17 protein-coding genes are annotated in these 19,765 nt (G+C 59.2%); 12 read left to right on the top strand and 5 right to left on the bottom strand.

Going from position 1 to position 19,765, the window contains the following annotated elements:
• Positions 1-136 precede the first annotated feature (136 nt).
• Both fdhF and VOY09_RS03455 read right to left on the bottom strand, forming a co-directional pair.
• On the bottom strand, positions 137-2,902 hold the full coding sequence (gene fdhF / locus VOY09_RS03450) for a formate dehydrogenase subunit alpha (RefSeq protein WP_322892987.1): 2,766 nt from the start codon (positions 2,900-2,902) through the stop codon (positions 137-139).
• A gap of 97 nt (positions 2,903-2,999) precedes the next feature.
• Positions 3,000-3,287 (bottom strand): YggT family protein, encoded by a 288-nt coding sequence (locus VOY09_RS03455; protein WP_322892988.1) that lies wholly within the window; start codon positions 3,285-3,287, stop codon positions 3,000-3,002.
• Positions 3,288-4,426: 1,139 nt separating this feature from the next.
• On the opposite strand from VOY09_RS03455, the gene VOY09_RS03460 reads away from it, so the two are divergent.
• The 8 genes from VOY09_RS03460 (at position 4,427) to VOY09_RS03495 (ending at position 11,463) form a co-directional block, all read left to right on the top strand.
• Positions 4,427-4,969 carry an acyl-CoA thioesterase gene (locus VOY09_RS03460; RefSeq protein ID WP_322892989.1) on the top strand — a complete coding sequence of 181 codons (543 nt, stop codon included), beginning with the start codon at positions 4,427-4,429 and terminating at the stop codon, positions 4,967-4,969.
• 68 nt (positions 4,970-5,037) lie between these two features.
• Entirely contained in the window at positions 5,038-6,429 is a 1,392-nt protein-coding gene (locus VOY09_RS03465) for an MFS transporter (protein WP_322892990.1), read from the top strand.
• Positions 6,399-7,313, top strand: a complete 915-nt coding sequence (gene mepA / locus VOY09_RS03470) for a penicillin-insensitive murein endopeptidase (RefSeq protein WP_322892991.1) — start codon at positions 6,399-6,401, stop codon at positions 7,311-7,313. Before VOY09_RS03465 ends, mepA begins: the two co-directional genes overlap by 31 nt.
• A gap of 75 nt (positions 7,314-7,388) precedes the next feature.
• Positions 7,389-8,237 (top strand): esterase-like activity of phytase family protein, encoded by an 849-nt coding sequence (locus VOY09_RS03475; protein ID WP_322892992.1) that lies wholly within the window; start codon positions 7,389-7,391, stop codon positions 8,235-8,237.
• A 75-nt stretch (positions 8,238-8,312) separates the two neighbouring features.
• Positions 8,313-8,954, top strand: a complete 642-nt coding sequence (locus VOY09_RS03480) for a queuosine precursor transporter (protein ID WP_322892993.1) — start codon at positions 8,313-8,315, stop codon at positions 8,952-8,954.
• A gap of 326 nt (positions 8,955-9,280) precedes the next feature.
• On the top strand, positions 9,281-9,700 hold the full coding sequence (gene arfB, locus VOY09_RS03485; RefSeq protein WP_322892994.1) for an alternative ribosome rescue aminoacyl-tRNA hydrolase ArfB: 420 nt from the start codon (positions 9,281-9,283) through the stop codon (positions 9,698-9,700).
• 450 nt (positions 9,701-10,150) lie between these two features.
• Entirely contained in the window at positions 10,151-11,080 is a 930-nt protein-coding gene (locus VOY09_RS03490; RefSeq protein ID WP_322892995.1) for a ParA family protein, read from the top strand.
• The gene (locus VOY09_RS03495) at positions 11,077-11,463 is read left to right on the top strand and encodes a hypothetical protein (protein WP_322892997.1); all 387 of its coding nucleotides are present in this window, start codon (positions 11,077-11,079) and stop codon (positions 11,461-11,463) included. Before VOY09_RS03490 ends, VOY09_RS03495 begins: the two co-directional genes overlap by 4 nt.
• Here VOY09_RS03495 and pncB read toward each other — a convergent pair.
• Genes pncB through pncA form a run of 3 tightly spaced genes read right to left on the bottom strand, consistent with a single transcriptional unit; the run spans position 11,460 to position 14,268 of the window.
• Entirely contained in the window at positions 11,460-12,752 is a 1,293-nt protein-coding gene (gene pncB, locus VOY09_RS03500) for a nicotinate phosphoribosyltransferase (RefSeq protein ID WP_322892998.1), read from the bottom strand. The two genes, VOY09_RS03495 and pncB, sit on opposite strands and share 4 nt — an antisense overlap.
• Positions 12,753-12,808: 56 nt before the next feature.
• The gene (locus tag VOY09_RS03505; protein WP_322893000.1) at positions 12,809-13,678 is read right to left on the bottom strand and encodes a glycosyltransferase family 2 protein; all 870 of its coding nucleotides are present in this window, start codon (positions 13,676-13,678) and stop codon (positions 12,809-12,811) included.
• Entirely contained in the window at positions 13,675-14,268 is a 594-nt protein-coding gene (gene pncA / locus VOY09_RS03510) for a bifunctional nicotinamidase/pyrazinamidase (protein ID WP_322893001.1), read from the bottom strand. The genes VOY09_RS03505 and pncA overlap by 4 nt, the downstream gene beginning before the upstream one ends.
• A gap of 120 nt (positions 14,269-14,388) precedes the next feature.
• Between pncA and VOY09_RS03515 the strand changes: the two genes are divergently transcribed.
• The 4 genes from VOY09_RS03515 to VOY09_RS03530 are packed head-to-tail and all read left to right on the top strand — an operon-like array spanning position 14,389 to position 19,692.
• On the top strand, positions 14,389-15,627 hold the full coding sequence (locus VOY09_RS03515) for an Hsp70 family protein (RefSeq protein ID WP_322893003.1): 1,239 nt from the start codon (positions 14,389-14,391) through the stop codon (positions 15,625-15,627).
• A gap of 32 nt (positions 15,628-15,659) precedes the next feature.
• Complete coding sequence (locus tag VOY09_RS03520; protein WP_322893368.1) at positions 15,660-16,565, top strand: rhodanese-related sulfurtransferase; 906 nt, start codon at positions 15,660-15,662, stop codon at positions 16,563-16,565.
• A complete protein-coding gene (locus tag VOY09_RS03525) occupies positions 16,552-17,598 on the top strand; it encodes an AbrB family transcriptional regulator (protein ID WP_322893004.1) in 1,047 nt (348 codons plus the stop codon). Before VOY09_RS03520 ends, VOY09_RS03525 begins: the two co-directional genes overlap by 14 nt.
• 12 nt (positions 17,599-17,610) lie before the next feature.
• Complete coding sequence (locus tag VOY09_RS03530) at positions 17,611-19,692, top strand: S9 family peptidase (RefSeq protein ID WP_322893005.1); 2,082 nt, start codon at positions 17,611-17,613, stop codon at positions 19,690-19,692.
• Positions 19,693-19,765: the final 73 nt, after the last annotated feature.

The following is a 19,765-nucleotide window of genomic DNA, read 5'->3' on the forward strand; positions in this document are numbered from 1 at the left end:
ATGATCCTCCCTAAACGGCCAAACATGCCGCGCCGGTGCGAGTCGCCTCCTCACAACTCACACCAGTAGAGCGATCTTGCGGATCAATCCGCGATCCGTCAAATCTTTTTTGAACACTTGTTCAGTTAATCGCGCATCACGCCTGCGCCATAACGTCGCCGCCGACCTTTTCCACCCGCACAGCCGCAAATTTGAACTCCGGGATCTTGCCGTAGGGGTCCACAGCGGGGTTGGTCAGCACATTCGCCGCCGCCTCGACATAGGCGAAGGGGACAAAGACCATATCCAGCGCCACCGCCCGGTCCGCACGCGCCATGATATCAATCGATCCGCGCCTTGTGGTCAGCCGGACCATGCCGCCGGGGTTCACGCCCAGTTTGCGCAGGGTCGCGGGATGCAGCGAACAATTCGCCTCCGGCTCGACCGCGTCCAGCACGCGCGACCGCCGTGTCATCGACCCGGTGTGCCAATGTTCCAATTGCCGCCCCGTCGTCATGATCATCGGATAATCCGCGTCGGGTGCCTCATCCGGGGCAATCACATTGGCGGGCGTGAATTTCGCGCGCCCGTTTTCGCGGGGGAACCCATCAGTAAATACAATCGCCTGCCCCGGATCATCCGGCGTCAGCGACGGATAGGTGACGGCATTCTGCGCCTCTAACCTGTCCCATGTGATGTTGTTGAGCGAGCGCATCACCTGCCCCATCTCCGCGAACACCTCGCGCGGATGCGTATAGGTCCACGGCAGCCCGAGCCTTTTGCCCAGTTCCACAGTGATCCACCAATCCGCGCGCGCCTCCCCCGGTGGGGACACTGCCATGCGGCCCATCTGCACCTGCCGGTTGGTATTGGTCACCGTCCCGGTCTTTTCGGCAAAGGCACTGGCGGGCAGGATCACATCGGCGAAATTCGCCGTCTCGGTGATGAAAATATCCTGCACCACCAGATGATCCAGCTTCGCCAGCGCCGCGCGGGCATGGTCCACATCCGGGTCCGACATGGCGGGATTTTCACCCAGAATATACATGCCCCTGATGTCGCCATCATGCACCGCATCCAGAATCTCGGTCACGGTCAGACCCTTCTGCGGATCAATCTCGCCGTGCTGCCACAGGTCTTCAAACGTGCTGCGGATGCCTCTATCACCCACCGGCTGATAATCCGGCAGAAACATCGGGATCATCCCCGCATCCGACGCGCCCTGCACATTGTTCTGCCCGCGCAACGGATGCAGCCCGGTGCCCGGACGCCCGACCTGCCCGGTCATCAGCGCCAAGGATATCAGACAGCGCGCATTGTCCGTCCCATGGATATGCTGGCTGACACCCATCCCCCAAAAAATCATCGCCGCCTTCGCCCCGGCAAATGTCCGTGCCACATCGCGCAGCGTTTCGGCGTCGATCCCGCAGATATCCGCCATCTTTTCAGGACTGAAATCGGCCAGATGCGCCTTTTCCGCCGCCCAATTCTCGGTATAGGCGGCGATATACTGGCGGTCGTAAAGCTCTTCCTCCACGATCACATGGCAGATCGCGTTCAGCAGCGACACATCCGCGCCGGGGCGAAATTGCAGCATATGTGACGCGTGCCGCTTCAGCGCCTGCCCGCGCGGGTCCATCACGATCAGCTTGCCACCGCGTTTGGCAAATTGCTTGAAATAGGTCGCAGCGACCGGATGGTTCTCCACCGGATTCGCGCCGATGACGATGGCCACATCGGCATTCTGAATCTCGTTAAACGTCGCGGTCACCGCCCCCGATCCGACATTCTCCATCAAGGCCGCGACGGATGAGGCATGGCACAGCCGCGTGCAGTGATCGACATTGTTATGGCCAAAGCCCTGACGGATCAGTTTCTGAAACAAATACGCCTCTTCGTTGGTGCATTTGGCGGAACCGAAACCGGCCACGCCCTTGCCACCAATCGCCTGCAATCCGTTCGCGGCGACATCAAGCGCCTCATCCCAACTCGCTTCACGAAAATGCGTCTGCCAATTGCCGGGATCGACGTTCAGCCCCTTCGCGGGCGCATCAGCACGGCGGATCAAGGGCACCGTCAGGCGGTGCGGATGGTGGATATAATCAAACCCGAACCGGCCCTTGACGCACAACCGCCCCTCGTTCGCAGGGCCATTCAACCCTTCAACAAACTTCACCTTATCATCCTTGATCTTCAGACTGACCTGACAGCCTACCCCGCAGAACGGACAGATGCTGGCAACTTCACGGTCAAAATCCGCCGTATCGCCCTGCTGCTGCGCATCCGTCACCGTCGCGGGCAACAGCGCGCCGGTGGGACAGGCCTGCACACATTCACCGCAGGCGACACAGGACGACGCCCCCATCGGATCATCCATATCGAACACAGGATAGGCCGTGGCCCCGCGCCCAGCCATGCCGATCACGTCATTGACCTGCACTTCACGACAAGCGCGCACGCAAAGCCCGCATTGGATACAGGCATCAAGGTTCACCGACATCGCCACATGACTGTCATCCAGCAACGGCACGTGATCTTTCACCGGAAAGCGGCTCTCCGCCACCCCCTGCGCGCCCGCCATCGCCCACAGATGGCTGGACCGGTCATGCGCCACATCCTGCGGCGGTTGATCGGCGACCAGCAATTCCATCACCATCCGCCGCGCCTGCACCTCGCGCGGTTGCGCAGTGGTCACGACCATACCGTCGCGGGGTTCGCGGATGCAGGACGCGGCCAAGGTTCGCTCGCCTTCAATCGCGACCATACAGGCCCGGCAATTGCCGTCAGCGCGATAACCGGGGCTGGGTTTGTGGCACAGATGCGGGATCACCAGACCGCGACCATGGGCAATTTCCCAGATGGTCTGGCCCGCATCGGCGGTGAGTGTTTCACCATCAAGGGTAAAGGTGACCTGTCCGGACATGCATAAACCTCCCGCTGCTGGCCCCGAATAGAGCATGCGGCGCAGCCTAGCGAAAGGTCAGCCGCGACGGCCAGCCACGTTTTCGCGACGGGTCAGGTCAGACGAAGGACATCATATTGTTGATCAGGAAGATGCGCAGGATTTCCAGACCCACCAGCACCAGCACCGGCGACAGATCAATCCCGCCCATATTGGGCAGCATATTGCGGATCGGGCCATAGATCGGCTCCAGTACCCGTTCCAGCGTATACCAGACCTGCCCGACGAATTGCTGACGGACATTCAGCACCTCAAACCGGATCAGCCAGCTCATGATGAAATGGGCGATGACGAAAAAGCGCAGGACGCCAATGATCACAAGCAAGGCTTGAAAGATGGTCAGCATGGTGGACGGGCCTCTTTATACAATGTCGCCCTGACCTAATCCGTCCGTTCCAATCCGGCAAGCCCCGGACTTGCCGCCAACTGTCGTATGCTATCCGAAAGCGGCTTAAACCTGTGGGTTTTCTGAATCCTGTCAGAAGGCCGTGGCAAGCACTCCCGATTCAGAACGGACCTTCGTTTCGGGACGGTCAAGGGTCCGGTGAGCGGGACTTTCCTGCCTTTCGCCGCAGGTGCGCCAATGTCCGGTTCGCTGAACGGTTCAACAAACGGTGGTTTTTAGAAAATCTTCTGCCGATAAAATTTGGACTTCATAAGTGTGGTATGCATAAGTAAACGTGCCGTTTGGGGAGTGTTTCTTTGAGAGCCGAGATTGAAAGTATCATTGAAAGCGATTGCCAAAATGAGCTTGCCCCATTGGTCCCACTCGGTGAACAACATATTACAGAGATAGCAACTCGCCATCCCAACATATCCGTTCAGTATCTGCAGTTCCTTCAACATATTGGTGTTGGGACGACGACTACTGAAATGCATATATATGAGCCTCAACCCATCAACGACATAATAAACCACCCCTCGTTCAAGATTTACAATTCGAAACCGTCGCGTAGACTTTTCGGGTTAGTTGCTGAAAAATCAGTGTTTCCGACGGATGCCTTAATTATCGCGGACAGTGGTGCATCGTGGCGCTATTGCCTTCGCTTGTCTAAGCCAGACACAGTGTATATCGCAGATATGCTTGGCCCCACTTTTGATACCGAAGCCACTGATTTTTTCACCTTTGTACGCAACACAGTCCTTCTTGGCACAGAGCCATAAACCCTCGTTTTTGGAACACCCGCAAAGCACCTAGTTTGATGCTGCTACAAACCCGGTTCAAAACCCACTAAGTTGTTGAATCGGGTTTTGGCTTACTCGCAATAGCAGACATCCACGCGTCATGCAGCATCGGTAACCTTGGGCTCACTCCCGACATTCGCCGCGATCTGCCCAAATGGCCCCTTCCCGCTCTGCGCCCGCGCCAACGATGCGCCACAAAAGCAGACCACGTCTGCAACCTCACCCCACCCTTTCCCCAAGGTAAAAGTTGACGCACACGTCATGCCCCGCCATGCCGGGCGCAACCACAAGAGGCATGCCATGTATCCGATCATCCGCACCTTCAAGGAAGTCTTCGTCAACAAACGCAGGCCCAAGCTGCCTCCGCTGGGCACGCATGTGTCGTATCACCGCTGCTGGCCGCAGGATATCGACGTCTATCTGGAAATGAACAACGGCCGCATCCTGACGATCATGGATCTGGGGCGTACGGGCCTTGGCATCCGCACCGGGCTGGTCGCGACCTTGCGGCGCAATGGCTGGGGGCTGACGATGGCGGGGGCCTCGGTCCGGTATCGCAAAAGGATCAGGCCGTTTACCCGGTTCCGCATGGTCAGCAAGCTGATCGGCTGGGATGATAAATTCATGTATCTGGATCAGTCGATCTGGATCGGCAGCGATTGCGCGGTGCAGATCCTCTATCGCTCTGCCGCGACCAGCAAGACCGGGATCGTGAAACCGGAACGGCTGCTTTCCGAAATGGGCCTGTCCGATACCACCCCGCAACTGCCCGATTGGGCGCAGGGCTGGATCGACGCGGACCGGGGCCGGCCTTGGCCGCCGGTCGATCACAGCGTGACATGAAACCTTATCTTGCCAGAGCGATCCTTTGCAGTGTCTAGTCTGCAAAAGGACGAGTACAGGGGCAGGTCATGGCAGTCAGCAAGAAACGCATCTGGGGATGGATGGCTTTTGACTGGGCGTCACAGCCGTTTTACACGCTGGGTCTGACCTTTATCTTCGGCCCCTATTTCGCGGTGGTCGCGGCCCAGCATTACCTTGGCATGGGGCTGGATGAATTCGCAGCCAACGCCCGCGCGCAATGGATCTGGTCGGCGGGGCAGACCGTGGCTGGCTTGCTGATCGCCTTCAGCGCGCCGTTTCTGGGGGCCTTCGCTGATAATTCCGGGCGCAAGATGCCGTGGATCGCATTCTTTTCCGTGCTCTATGTGGTCGCCACATGGATGCTTTGGGGGCTGACACCGGATGGGGCGAACCTGATCTTTATCCTGATCGTGTTCTATGTGGGCTTTATCGCCGCCGAAAGTGGGTTGAATTTCACCAATGCGATCCTGCCCTCCTTGGGCAATGATCAGGAGGTCGGGCGGATATCCGGCTCTGGCGCGGCCTTTGGCTATTGGGGCGGTGTGGTCGCGCTCTTCGTCATGCTGCTGCTTCTGGCCGAGAATGATCAGGGTGTGACGTTGCTGGGCAATGCGCCGCTGTTCGGGCTGGACCCTGAGATGCGCGAAGGCACAAGGTCGGTCGGGCCGTTCATCGCGATCTGGTATGTGATCTTTATCATTCCGTTCTTCCTTTATGTCCGCGACGATCCTTTTGCCCTGCGCCGGTCCACCAAGCTTAGCGCTGTCGCGGGTGAGCTGATGACGACCCTGCGGTCCGTGGTGCAGCGCAAAAGCCTGCTGAATTTCCTTGTCGGGTCAATGTTCTACCGCGATGCGCTGAATGCGCTTTACGCCTTTGGCGGGGTCTATGCCGCATTGGTGCTGCAATGGCAGACCGTCCAGATCGGGGTGTTCGGGATCATCGCGGCGATTGCTGCGGCCATCGTCACTTGGCTGGGCGGGTTGACCGATGCGCGGCTTGGCCCGAAACCGGTGATCAGGATCTGCGTCTGGGTGCTGATCGGCGTGTCGATCATCATCGTCGGCATGTCGCGGCAGGCGATCTTTGGCATCCCGCTGCCCGAAGGGTCGATGATCCCCGACCTGATCTTTTACACCTGCGGTATCTGTATCGGCGGCGCGGGTGGTGCGCTGTATTCAGCGTCGCGGTCGATGATGGTGCGCCACACCCATCCCGACCGCCCGGCAGAGGCTTTTGGCCTGTTCGCCCTGACCGGCAAGGCCACTGCTTTCCTTGCCCCCGCATTGATCACGCTGTTCACGATCATGACAGGCAGCAACCAATTGGGCTTTCTGCCGATTATCTTTCTTTTCATGATCGGGCTTTACCTGCTACGCTTCGTCAACAAGAACGGAGATCGCGACACATGGTCCGCATCGCAGCAGCCCTTATCCTAAGCCTCGGCCTTGCCGCCTGCCAGTCCGAGGATGCGCCGGTAGCGCGTGCCGAAGCCATGCAGAACGCCGGTGACAACCGGATCGCGAAAACATTGTTCGGCGCGGCTCCGGTGCCATCACCGCAAGCCCCCGCCGCTTTGGGCGGTTATTCGCAGGGCTGTCAGGCTGGTGCGGTGGCGCTCCCCGAAACCGGGCCGACATGGCAGGCGATGCGGCTGTCGCGCAACCGTAACTGGGCGCAGCCGGTGACTGTAGATTACGTGCAGAACCTCAGCCGCTTTGCCGCCACATTGCCGGGGTGGAACGGGATCTATGTCGGCGACATGAGCCAGCCACGCGGCGGGCCGATGCTGACCGGCCATGCCAGCCACCAGACCGGGCTGGATGCGGATATCTGGATGCTGCCCGCGACACGGCTGGACCTGAACCGGGCGGAACGGGAATCTTTGTCTTCCATCTCCATGCAGCGGGCAAGCGGCGCTTATGTGAACAGCAGCTGGACGCCGCAGCATGAGGCCTTGATCCGCGCTGCCGCATCCGACCCGCGCACGGCACGGATTTTCGTCTTTGCCGGGGCCAAGGTGGAAATGTGCCGCAATGCCACGGGTGATCGCAGCTGGCTGAACAAGGTCCGGCCCTGGTATGGGCATCATTATCATTTCCACCTCCGACTGAACTGCCCGGCAGGCGATGCGTCCTGCGTCGATCAGGCCCCGCCGCCACCCGGTGACGGTTGCGCCGAAGCGCAGGAATGGGTCAACAATATCATCAGCCCACCCCCACCCCGCCCGCGCGATCCCAATGCGGCACCGGTCACGCCACGCGGTGAATTGACGATGGCCAGCCTGCCCGGCCAATGTCTGAACGTGTTGAACGCGAACTGATCCGCGCGAACCTTATCTTTACTGTTGCAGGCCTAGGCTGGCGCAACTTGCCCCAGTCATGAAATGAACCTTGCCTTGCAACTGACCCTTTTACCCGCGCTGCTGCTGGCGCTGCCTGCCTTGTCACAGGCTGAATTCATCGATGCGCAAAGCTGGCAGATGGATGATCCCCGCTTTGGCGGCTTTTCCGCGATTGAGGTGCTGGAGGATGGCAACAGCTTTGTCGCGCTCAGCGACCGGGCTTTGTTCATCACCGGCAGTCTTGAACGGACAAATGGAAAAATCACCGGCATCAGCTTTGGCCCTCTGGTCCCGCTGACCGGCCCCGGTGGGCGCGCCTTGACCCAGGCCGAAAGCGACAGTGAAGGGCTGGCCATCGCACCCGATGGCACGATCTATGTATCATTCGAATGGATGCATGGCATCCGCAGTTTTGCCAGCGTTGATGCGCCGGGATCAGAATTGATGACGACATCCGCCTTTAACGGGATGCAGAATAATGCCTCGCTGGAGGCTTTGGCCATCGGTGATGACGGCGCGCTTTATACGATTCCGGAACGGTCGGGCGCGGTGAACCAGCCATTTCCAGTTTACCGGCTGAAGGATGGTGTCTGGGATCAGCCCTTTACCCTGCCCCGGCGCGGCAGTTTTCTGGTGGTGGGTGCCGATATCGGGCCGGACGGGCGGCTTTACGTGCTGGAGCGTGATTTCATCGGCATCGGCTTTCGCAGCCGGGTGCGGCGGTTCGACATGACAGGCGGCAATGAAGAAGTGCTGCTGGACACCCGCCTGCGCGAACATGACAATCTGGAAGGGATCAGCGTCTGGCAGGATGAGGATGGTTTGCGGATCACGATGATTTCCGACGATAACCTGAGTGTTTTCCAACGGACCGAGATCGTGGAATATCGGTTGACGGAGTGACCGGCGGGCGTTAACTCGCGCTGTCCCCATGATGGGGGCCAAGTGCCGCACCCTTGTCAAAACGGAAATATTCAAATGACACGTATCCTTCCCGGCGTTATCGCCATGGCCATTATCGTTGTGGCCTCCAATATCCTTGTGCAATTCCTGATCCTTGATGGTCTGCTGACCTGGGGCGCCTTTACCTATCCGCTGGCGTTTCTGGTCACGGATGTGATGAACCGGGTTTATGGCCCGACTGCCGCGCGCAAGGTCGTCTTTGTCGGCCTGATCGTCGGGATCATCTGCAGCCTGATCGGCACGCAAGTGATGCTGCAAGGTGACGGCTTCACCTATCCGGCTGTCGCGCTGCGGATCGCCATCGGTTCGGCGACGGCATTTGGCGTCGCGCAACTGCTGGATATCGCGATCTTTGACCGGCTGCGCGCCGGGTCCTGGTGGAAAGCGCCGCTGACCAGCACCTTGATCGGGTCGACGGTGGATACGGCGATCTTCTTTACCATCGGGTTTGCCTCTGTGTTCAACGGGTTGAGCGCATCAGCCGCCGAGGAAATCATCTGGGCACAGGATGCCGTGCCGTTCCTGAACATGGGGCCGCTGGTGCCGCTTTGGGTGTCGCTGGCCGTGGCGGATTGGGGGGTCAAACTGACCGTGGCGCTGCTGGCGCTGGTCCCGTTCCGCCTGATTGTTGGGCGTTTACAGCAGGCGAAAATATAATCGCGACAGGTGGTATATTTTTACTTGAAATATACCAAATCTGTGCGAATCTAGCTGTAACGCAACAATTGAAAGGAGGTGATCCAGTGCATCATGAAGTATTGGAAACGTGTGGCGGGACAACTTGGGGGGCGATCAGCTAAGGCAGCCCTTGGCTGAATGAACCCTAAGGTGGTAATCCTAACCGACCCACCTCCGACATTCAGGAAAGGACTATCCCAGACCGGGGTGGTCCTTTTTCCGTTGAAAGCATAGCTTTCAACATTGCGGGTCAGCGTTTGGCGCAGCCAAATGCGGCCGCACTGCCCCTTGTAAAGAGACCCGCCATGACCTTGCGCATCACCAACCAGATTGAGATTGCCGATTGGGAGCTGACGGAAAGCTTTGCCCGCGCCTCGGGCCCCGGCGGGCAGAATGTGAACAAAGTGTCCACTGCGGTCGAGCTGCGGTTCGAGGCGGAGCGATCCCCCAACCTGCCCGATCCGGTGAAACGGCGGCTGCGGCGGCTGGCCGGGCGGCGCTGGACGCTGGACGGGGCCATCGTGATTTTTGTCCAAGACACCCGCAGCCAGGCCCGCAACCGCGAGATCGCGCGCCAGCGGCTGGCGGAACTGATCCATGCCGCGACCTTGGTGCCGAAACGGCGCGTCGCGACGAAGCCGACCTATGGGTCGGTCAAACGGCGGCTGAAAGAGAAAAAGGTGCGCGGCGAGGTCAAGGCGATGCGGGGGAAGGTGGAGGAGTAGGGTGCGCATTCTGCGCACCTGCGCCGGGTGGGGGCCGGGGTGGTGCGCAGGATGCGCACCCTACGGGACCTTCCCCGCGGGGAAGATATCTGACCGCTGTGGAATTGGGCCGTCTTTGGGATGATGGGTCATCGACCAAGCGGCATCCGGTTCTGGCGCGACCTTCCCCGCGGGGAAGATATCCGGTTCGCCTGCGCCGTGGAGTTGGTCTGTGGGCAGGTGGATTGGGGGAGTTTACACCGGGAGGGGTTGAGGAAGGGTTAAGGGGGCGTGCGGTGGGTTATTGGGGGCGTGGAAATGTTGCCGGATTGGTGCGCATGATGCGCATCATACGCTTGCTGACGCACGCTCACATGGCAACTTTATAAAAATAACTTGAGATTGGCACCCAATCACGTCATTTAAAGACACTAATAGTATGTTTCAGCCGCTAGTGCTCTGGAGATCAGTATGAAAATTATTTCGGTAATTAACTATAAAGGCGGTGTAGGTAAAACTACATTGACAGCGAATCTTGGTGCCGAGTTAGCATGGAGAGGCAAGAAAGTTCTTTTAATCGACATGGATGCACAAGCGAGTTTGACATTTTCATTTATAACACCAAGCGAATGGCAAAGCACTTACGAAAAAAGTGATACGATAAAGTCTTGGTTTGATGATTTTATGGATGGAAAGTCAGGATCACTTTCAAAACTAATTAACACTCCACACAAGGTAAACGACCGAGTTAGCCTAAATAGTGGTCAACTTGATGTGATTTACAGCCATCTAGCACTGATTAACCTCGACTTAGATTTAGCAACCAAACTTGTAGGCGCAAACATAGGTCAGGCCAAAGCAAATTTTTTAAAGGTCCATACAAGACTTAAAGATGGCCTTACGGAAATCCAGAACGCCAAATACGATGTCGTGTTAATTGATTGCCCCCCAAATTTTAATATTGTCACGAAAACCGCAATCGTTGCTAGCGACCATATACTTGTCCCAACGCGTCCAGATGAACTATCAACCCTCGGAATCGACTACTTAATGCGTAGCATCGATCAGTTGACATCCGACTTCAACGATTACGTTAAGCATGGTGAGCAGACAACGACTCAAGAGATTGCACCGACAGTTTTGGGAGTCATATTTACCATGATCCAAGAGTACTCTAGCGCGCCCATCCAAGCGCAACAGCAGTTTGTGAACAGAGTGCGCAAGACTAGCAGGCTTCCAACATTTGAATCTTACATGAAGCGAAACGACACAATTTTCGCTGATGCCCCTGCTTACGGCTCCCCAGTTGTGCTAAAAGCATATAACAACGCGAGTCATCAAAGCGTCGTAGATAGCCTAGAGGCGATCTGCGACGAGTTCATACGTAAGGCTGGTATATGAAAAACATGCAAGAGGAATGGGGAAAGCTCCTTGTGCGCTTTATCCGTATGTCCCAGAGACTTGACGAAGAGGGAGTTCGAGAACTCTCCAAACACCTAGACAGTTTTAAGCCTGTGAAAGTGTTGAAACCGGCAACGTACAGTGAAGATAGGGGTGATATTTTTGAGCTGCTTCCTCGGCTTAAGAGTCAAAAATCCTCTGGCGGGGTAGTTGCATTGCTAGACGAAGCGAAGCTGCGGAAGGTCGACTTAGTTATGCTCACGCGGGAACTTGAGATACACACGCTTAAAGAAGACAAAGTCGAGGACATTAAACAGAAAATTGCACAGGAGTTAGTCGGGTCAAGGCTCAACTCCGACGCAATACGTGGCAAGCCCTCCTAAACCACAACCTCCACCCTCTCCTGATCGCCCACCCCGAACACCCGCTTATACCGCGCGATCTCGTCCACCGGCCCCATCGCCTTGTTCGGGTTATCGCTCAGTTTCACCGTGGGGCGGCCGTTCGCGCTGACGGCTTTGCAGACCAGTGAGAAGGGGGCCAGCGCGTCATCCTCTACCAAGCCTTTGAAATCATTGGTCAGCATCGTGCCCCAGCCAAAGCTGACACGGACCCGGCCGTCGAATTGGGCGTGCAGTTCGATGATCTTGGCGACGTCCAGACCGTCGGAGAAGATCACCAGTTTCTGGCGCGGGTCCTCGCCTCGTGATTGCCACCAGTTGATCGCGGTTTCGGCCCCGGCGGCGGGGTCGCCGCTGTCGACGCGGATGCCGGTCCAGCCGGCCAGCCAATCGGGCGCGCGGTCGAGGAAACCTTTGGACCCGAATGTATCGGGCAGGATGATGCGCAGGTTGCCGTCATGTTCGTCCTGCCAGTCGGCCAGCACGGTATAGGGGGCCTGCCGCAACGCCTCGTCACTTTCGGCGAGGGCGGCATAGACCATGGGCAGTTCGTGGGCGTTGGTGCCGATCGCCTCGATCTCGCGCATCATGGCGATGCGGCAGTTAGAGGTGCCGCGGAAATTATCGCCCAGACCCTCGCTCATCGCTTGCACGCACCAGTCCTGCCAGAGGTAGGAATGCCGCCGCCGCGTGCCGAAATCGGCGAGTTGCAGGTTGGCAATGGGTTGCAGTTGTTCGACTTTTTCCCAAAGCTTCGTCATGGCGCGGGCATAGAGGACCTGGAGTTCGAACCGCCCCATTTCTTTCAACACAGCCCGGCTGCGCAGTTCCATGATCACGGCGAGGGCGGGGATTTCCCAGAGCATGACCTCGGGCCATGACCCCTCAAACGTCAGTTCATATTGCCCGTCGATCTTTTCCAGATGGTAGGGCGGCAATTGCAGGTTTTCGAACCATTCCATGAAGGCGGGGGTGAACATCTGCCGTTTGCCATAGAAGGTATTGCCGCGCAGCCAAGTGCTTTCGCCCCGCGTCAGGCGGAGCGAGCGGATATGGTCAAGCTGTTCGCGCAATTCGCCTTCGTCCACCAGATCGGCGAGGCGGATGGATTTGGTGCGGTTGATCAGGCTGAAGGTGACTTGTGTGTCCGGGTGGTTGCGGAACACCGACTGGCACATCAGCAGTTTGTAGAAATCGGTATCGATGAGCGACCGCACGATGGGGTCGATCTTCCATTTGTGGTTCCAGACGCGGGTGGCGATATCGACCATGGTATTCCCCTGTAGGTTTGGGGTGTTAGAGCAAGCGTGCCGGGGAAGGGCAAGCCTTAGCTGCGCGCCAGATGTGTGGTGCTGCGGGGGTGCCGGGTCTGCGCGCGGCGTTTCGCGATCTGCCAGAGGACCCAAGCCCTGATCCGCCAATCAAGCGGTGTGAGGTCGCGGAGCAGCTTTAGCGCGGGCGCGTCGGCCCGGTGCAAGGCGGCGGCGTGCAGGCAGCGCTGGATCAAGGCCCAGCGGTCGGGGAATCGCGGGGCGAACAGGGCTTGGTTGCGCTGAAAGGTGCGCAGATAGGCCTGGGCGCGGGCGATGGGGTCCGTCTGCTCCGTGGGCGTCACATCCTTTTGCGCGGTGCAGCCGGGTGTGTCGTCGTGCCAAGCTTTGTGACCATGGCCGTAAAGCCGGACGGCGAAATCGACGTCCTGATCGATGGTCTGATCGGTCAGGATCGGGCCGAGTTTGTGAAACAGGGGTCGCTTGACCCAGAAACCGGCGTTGAAGGTCGGCAGCCGGTCCAGCAGCGGCACATCATCGGGGATAAAGCCGGTGACTTGCGTGACTGTTTCGGCACCGGGCCGCGCGGAAAAACCCCAGTCTGCGCTTTCGCCTGCGGCCAGCAGCACGCGTTTTGGATAGTCGCTGGCCATCTCATCCGTATCATCCAGAAACATCACGATTTCGCCCAGTGCCTGTGCGACGCCGTGGTTGCGCGCGCCTGCTGCACCTTTGTCGCCGGTATTGGTGATGATCCGCAGGCGGGGATGATCATCGACGCTGCGCAAGGCTTTGACGGCGGTGTCAGAGCGATCATCGACCACGATCACCTCACCATCGCCCGGGCAGGCGACGAGCGCCGAGGCGACCGCGCGTTGCAGCAGCGCGGGACGGTTAAAGGTCGGGATGATGATCGACACCATCATGTCAGCGTCACCCCTGCGGCCTGCATATCGGCCTTGGCCTGCGCCAGTGACTCGTTCAGGTCAATCGCGCGGCAGAGGTCCAGTTGCACGGTGACGTCGAACCCCAGTTTCGCCGCATCCAGCGCGGAATAGGCGACGCAGAAATCCAGCGCCAGACCGACCAGCGTGATCTGGCTGATCCCGCGTGTGCGCAGATAGCCTTCCAGCCCGGTGGGCGTGGTGTGGTCGTTCTCGAAAAACGCGGAATAGCTGTCGATGGCCGGGTTATGCCCTTTGCGGAGGATCAGATCGGCGCGATCCACGGTCAGATCGGGGTGGAATTGCGCGCCGAGCGAGCCTTGGATGCAGTGGTCGGGCCAGAGCACCTGCGGGCCATAGGGCATGTCGATCATGCTCATCTCTGTCGCGCCATGGGTGGAGGCGAAGGAGGAATGCCCCGCCGGGTGCCAATCCTGCGTCAGGATCACCACGCCGAAATCATTCATCACGGCATTGATCCCCGGCACGACTTGATCGCCGCCTGCCACGGCCAGCGCGCCGCTGGGGCAGAAGTCTTTTTGCACATCGATGACGATCATTGCATGGCTCATGGCGGTTTTCCCGTTAAAGTGGTTTGCCCGCAATCTGCCATTGATTTGCCCTGAACGAAACCCAAGGGCTTGCGCGCGCCGTGCAATTTTTCTATCGCCTGCGTTTTTGCGGGGGACCCTATGGCAAAGCTCGGGATCGATTTTGGCACATCCAACACGGCCGCCGGGGTGATGGTTGCGGGCCGTCCGCATCTGATCGCGGTTGAGCCGGGGCGCACTACCTTGCCGACATCGGTGTTCTTTGATGCGGATCGCAAGATCACCAGCTACGGCTCTGCCGCCAATGCCGCGCTGATCGACGGGCGTGAAGGCCGGTTCATGCGGGCGCTGAAATCGGTCCTTGGTACGCCTTTGCTGCGCGAACGTCGCCAGATTGCGCATGAACGGCTGACCTTGCTGGATGTTGTCGCGCGGTTTCTGGCGATGATCCGCGAGAGGGCCGAGGCGGAGACGGGGCAGAGCTACACCCATGCCCTGTCCGGTCGCCCGGTGCGGTTTCATTCCAGCGATGCCGCCCGCGATGCGCAGGCCGAGGTGGACCTGCGCGAGGCCTATCTGCTGGCCGGTTTCAGCGACGTGACCTTTATGTATGAACCAGAGGCGGCGGCGCTGGCGGCGGGTCCGCTGGAAAAAGGTGCGCTGGGGCTGGTCGTGGATATCGGCGGCGGCACGTCGGATTTTTCGATCTTCGCGCGTGATGGTGATGCCACGCGGATCATCGCTAGCCACGGGGTGCGTGTGGGTGGCACCGATTTTGACCGCGCGATCAATCTGGCGCAGGTGATGCCGCTGCTGGGTCGCGGGGCTGAGATTGGCAATGCGATGGGCAGCGGGACGCATACCGCGCCGAATACGATCTACAATGATCTGGCGACATGGCAGAAGATCGCCTTTGTCTATACGCCCGAAAACCGGCGGATGGCGGCGAGTTTTGCGAAACTTGGGATTGATCCGGTGCTGTTTGCGCGCTTGCAGACCGTGCTGGATATGGAACTGGGGCATGACATCGCCTTTGCGGTTGAGGCGGGCAAAATCCGGCTGAATGCGCCGGATGTGGATCAGACGGGGATTGATCTGCGGGTGATCGCGCCCGATTTGTGGGCGCAGGTGCGTCAGGCGGAGATGGATGCGGCGCTGGCCGATCATACCGCTGCGATCCGCGCCTGTGCGGTGGAGACGCTGGAGATTGCAGGGATCACGCCTGACAAGATCGCCAAGATTGTTTTTGTCGGCGGGTCCAGCCTGTTGCAGAATATCGAGGCGGCGATGGTCGATCTGTTCCCGCATGCCGCACTGGAACGGGGTGAGGCGTTCACGGCGGTGGCTGACGGGTTGGCCTTGGCGGCTGGCCCCTCTTGAACCCCGCGCCGGGCAGGCGTAATCCCATGCCTATGCATATTGTCGCAGCGCTTTATCATTTCACCCGCTTCCCCGACCCCGCCGCCCTGCGCGGGCCGTTGCAGGATCTGTGCCGTGCACGCGGCGTCAGCGGCACGCTGCTTTTGGCGCAAGAAGGGATCAACGGCACCATCGCGGGTGATCGTGCGGGGATCGACGCGGTGCTGGCGCATATCCGCGCGCTGCCCGGTTGTGCCGGGCTGGAATGGAAAGAAAGCACGGCGGAAACCGCCCCTTTCCACCGGATGAAGGTGCGGCTGAAGCGCGAGATTGTCACGATGGGCCAGCCGGATATCGACCCGGTGTCGCGGGTGGGGCATTATGTTGATCCTGCCGATTGGAACGAACTGATCTCTGCCCCCGATGTTGCCGTGATCGACACACGCAATGATTATGAGGTCGCGATTGGCACCTTTGACGGTGCGATTGATCCGCAGACCAAGACATTCGGTGAGTTTCCGGCGTGGTGGGAAGCCAACAAGCATCGGTTCCACAACAAGAAGATCGCGATGTTCTGCACCGGGGGTATCCGCTGCGAAAAATCCACCAATTACCTGATGGGGCAAGGGGTGGATGAGGTGTATCACCTCAAAGGCGGCATTCTGAAATACCTTGAAGAAGTCCCGCAAGAGCAGAGCAAATGGGGCGGCGAATGTTTCGTCTTTGACGGGCGTGTCAGCGTGGGCCATGGATTGACCGAGGGGCCGCATTTTCTGTGCCATGCCTGCCGGTTGCCGCTGGTCCCCGAGGACCGCAACCATCCGCAATATGAAGAAGGCGTCGCCTGCCACAATTGCGCCGATCTGACGAGCGAGGCGGATAAGGACCGTTTCCGCGAAAGGCAGAAACAGATCGCCTTGGCCAAGGATCGCGGGACCCGGCATATTGGCGGGCTTTAACCGCAAAACCCTGCTGGCGCTGGCCATCGGGCTGGCGGGTGGCGTGCTGGCCTTTTTCGCAGGTCTGCCTTTGCCGTGGATGCTGGGGCCGATGATCGCCAATGTCATCGCAGCGATGCTGCGCGCGCCAGTGGCGGGGCCAGCGCCGCTGCGCAACGTGGTGGTCCCGGTGATCGGGGTGCTGCTGGGGTCTGGCGTCACGGCGGAATTGTTCGGGATGCTGTCGTCCTGGGTGCTGACGCTGGTCCTGTTGCCGCCGTTTTTGTTCATCGGGGCAGGTGTGTCTTTCGTGATCTACCGCCGTGTCGGCGGCTATGATCCGGTCACCGCCTATTATGCGGCCATGCCCGGCGGGTTGAATGAGATGATCATTCTGGGCGGAGAGGCGGGCGGGATCGAACGCCAGATCGCCCTCGCCCATGCGGCAAGAGTGATGATCGTGATCATCTTTGTGGCTTTGTTCTTTGGCCTGGTGCTCGGGGTTTCTGCTGGCGGGTCAAATAATGCCAACTGGACCGCGCTTGATGCGCTGACCCTGCAGGATTACGCGATCCTTGGCGCTTGCGCGGCTGTTGGGGCATGGCTCGGTAAGCTCGCCCGGCTGCCTGCCGCGCCGGTCTTTGGCCCGATGATCCTGAGCGGGATTGCGCATTTCACCGGCTGGGTCACGGTGCCGCCGCCCAGCCTGTTCGTGATCATCGCGCAGATCACCGTGGGCACGATCATCGGCACCCGTTTTGTGGGGGCGACGCTGGCCGATATCCGTCGCGATATCGGGCTGGCGGCGCTGTCATCAGGCGTGATGCTGGTGATCGCTGTCGGCTTTGCGCAGGTCATCGTCTGGGCGGGCGGCATGCCGCTGGCCCAGGCGTTTCTGGCCTATGCGCCGGGGGGGCTGACGGAAATGTCGCTCTTGACCCTCGCGATGCAGCAGGATGCGACCTATGTGTCAGTGATACATGTGATCCGCATCACGCTGGTGATCGGAGCTGCCCCCATTGTCTTTGCGATGATCCGCAAACGCCCGACCTGATTGGAAATTTCGATGTTCAAACATTTGCCCGACGCGCCCTTGGCCGATAAACGCCCGACGCAAGTCACAGTGCATGGTGTGACCCTGCAGGATGATTTCGGCTGGCTGAGGGCGGATAACTGGCAAGAGGCGATGCGCGATCCGGCCAAACTGCCCGAGGATATCGCGGATTATCTGAAGGCTGAGAATGCCTATTACGACCGCGCCATGGCCGATACCGCCGATCTGCAAGCCACGCTGATCGCGGAAATGCGCGGGCGGATCAAGGAAGACGATGCCTCTGTCCCGCGCAAGAACGGGGCCTATGCCTATGTGATGCGCTATGCGGAAGGCGATGAACATCCGGTTTTCATCCGCACGGCCCGCGATGGTGGCGATGAAGTCGCCTTGCTGGACGTGAATGCGGAGGCTGCAGCGCATGAATACTTCGATCTGGGGTCCATCGCTGTGTCCCCCGGTCACGGCATGCTGGCCTGGAGTGCGGACACTGCCGGATCGGAATTTTTTACCCTGCGCCTGCGTGACACGACGACAGGTCAGGACAGCGCAACGCTGATCCCTGATGTTGGCTCTGTTGCATGGGTCGATGACCGGACGTTGCTTTATGTCCGTGTCGATGACCGGCATCACCCGAACAAGGTGTTCCGTCACCGGATCGGCAGTGACCCCACCGATGATGTGCTGGTTTACGAGGAAAAAGACCCCCGCTATTTCGTCGGTGTCAGCCGGATGCGCTCGGGCGCTTATGTCCAGATCTCCACCGGCATGAATGACGAGAATGAGGTTTGGGTGATCCCCACCGCCACGCCAGATGCCGCGCCTGTGCTGATCGAAGCGCGCACAGAAGGGCTGGAATATGAGATTGACCATCAAGGCGATTATTTTGTCATCCTGACCAACGCCGATGGCGCGGTGGATTTCAAGATCGTCGCTGTCCCCGTCGCCACGCCGCAGCGTGCCAATTGGGCCGATCTGATCGCCTATCGCGCGGGCCGTATGATCATCGGGCTGGCCGCCTATCGCGACTGGCTGATCTGGGTGGAACGTGAAAATGCCCTGCCGCGCATCTGTTACCAGCGCAGCGGGCAGGATGATGTGCAGAGCATCAGCTTTGATGAAGAAGCTTATGCTTTGGGTGCGGACCCGAGTGCGGACTATGACACAGACATATTCCGTTTTACCTATTCATCGCCCACAACCCCGTCACAAGTGTTCGATTTTGATCTGGCCACGGGCGACCGTGTGCTGATGAAGCAGACCGAATTGCCAAGCGGCCACGACCCGGCAGATTACGTCACCCGCCGGATCATGGCACCGTCGCATGATGGTGCTTTGGTCCCGGTCACCATCCTGCATCACGCGTCAACCAAGATCGATGGCACAGCGCCTTGCCTGCTCTATGGCTATGGCTCTTACGGTGCATCGATGCCCGCAGGCTTTTCCGCCAACCGTCTGTCGCTGGTGGATCGCGGCTTTGTCTATGCCATTGCCCATGTGCGCGGTGGCGAGGAAAAGGGCCGCGCCTGGTATGAGGACGCGAAATTCGGGCGCAAGGTGAATACGTTCCATGATTTCATTGGGGCGGCGCAAAGCCTGATCGCGGATAACTACACCAGCCAAGGCCAGATCGTGATCCAGGGCGGATCGGCGGGTGGGCTGCTGGTCGGTGCTGTCGTCAATATGCGCCCTGACCTTTGGGCCGGTGTGATCGCCGATGTGCCTTTCGTCGATGTGCTGACCACGATCCTTGATGATACGCTGCCCCTGACACCCGGCGAATGGTCGCAATGGGGCAATCCGATTGACAGCAAGACCGCCTTTGACGATATCCGCGCCTATTCGCCCTATGACAATGTCACGGCACAGGATTATCCGGCGATGCTGGTCACGGCAGGCGTGTCCGACCCGCGTGTGACCTATTGGGAACCGGCGAAATGGGTCGCCAAACTGCGGATCACCAAGTCTGACGACAATATCCTGCTGCTGAAAACCAACATGACATCGGGCCATTTCGGCAAGACGGGACGTTTTGCCGCACTTGAGGATGCGGCACGATCCTTTGCTTTCGCGCTGAAAGCGGTCGGAAAGGCCTGATTGCGACAGGGCGTTCTCAAAACTGTCACATAGCTGTGATTTTCGCACGATAGGCGTCCCCGGAACCTAACCC

Origin of the sequence: Yoonia sp. 67-2, assembly GCF_035117555.1 — a bacterium.
In the GTDB taxonomy this organism is placed as follows: domain Bacteria; phylum Pseudomonadota; class Alphaproteobacteria; order Rhodobacterales; family Rhodobacteraceae; genus Yoonia.

Bases quoted from the DNA above. Each gene is read 5' to 3' on its own strand.
- VOY09_RS03495 (WP_322892997.1), top strand. From the start codon at position 11,077: ATGAAAAACATGCAAGAGGAATGGGGAAAGCTCCTTGTGCGCTTTATC.
- VOY09_RS03505 (WP_322893000.1), bottom strand. From the start codon at position 13,678: ATGATGGTGTCGATCATCATCCCGACCTTTAACCGTCCCGCGCTGCTG.
- fdhF (WP_322892987.1), bottom strand. From the start codon at position 2,902: ATGTCCGGACAGGTCACCTTTACCCTTGATGGTGAAACACTCACCGCC.
- VOY09_RS03455 (WP_322892988.1), bottom strand. From the start codon at position 3,287: ATGCTGACCATCTTTCAAGCCTTGCTTGTGATCATTGGCGTCCTGCGC.
- VOY09_RS03465 (WP_322892990.1), top strand. From the start codon at position 5,038: ATGGCAGTCAGCAAGAAACGCATCTGGGGATGGATGGCTTTTGACTGG.
- mepA (WP_322892991.1), top strand. From the start codon at position 6,399: ATGGTCCGCATCGCAGCAGCCCTTATCCTAAGCCTCGGCCTTGCCGCC.
- pncA (WP_322893001.1), bottom strand. From the start codon at position 14,268: ATGAGCCATGCAATGATCGTCATCGATGTGCAAAAAGACTTCTGCCCC.
- VOY09_RS03515 (WP_322893003.1), top strand. From the start codon at position 14,389: ATGGCAAAGCTCGGGATCGATTTTGGCACATCCAACACGGCCGCCGGG.
- VOY09_RS03460 (WP_322892989.1), top strand. From the start codon at position 4,427: ATGTATCCGATCATCCGCACCTTCAAGGAAGTCTTCGTCAACAAACGC.
- arfB (WP_322892994.1), top strand. From the start codon at position 9,281: ATGACCTTGCGCATCACCAACCAGATTGAGATTGCCGATTGGGAGCTG.
- VOY09_RS03490 (WP_322892995.1), top strand. From the start codon at position 10,151: ATGAAAATTATTTCGGTAATTAACTATAAAGGCGGTGTAGGTAAAACT.
- VOY09_RS03530 (WP_322893005.1), top strand. From the start codon at position 17,611: ATGTTCAAACATTTGCCCGACGCGCCCTTGGCCGATAAACGCCCGACG.
- VOY09_RS03480 (WP_322892993.1), top strand. From the start codon at position 8,313: ATGACACGTATCCTTCCCGGCGTTATCGCCATGGCCATTATCGTTGTG.
- pncB (WP_322892998.1), bottom strand. From the start codon at position 12,752: ATGGTCGATATCGCCACCCGCGTCTGGAACCACAAATGGAAGATCGAC.
- VOY09_RS03520 (WP_322893368.1), top strand. From the start codon at position 15,660: ATGCATATTGTCGCAGCGCTTTATCATTTCACCCGCTTCCCCGACCCC.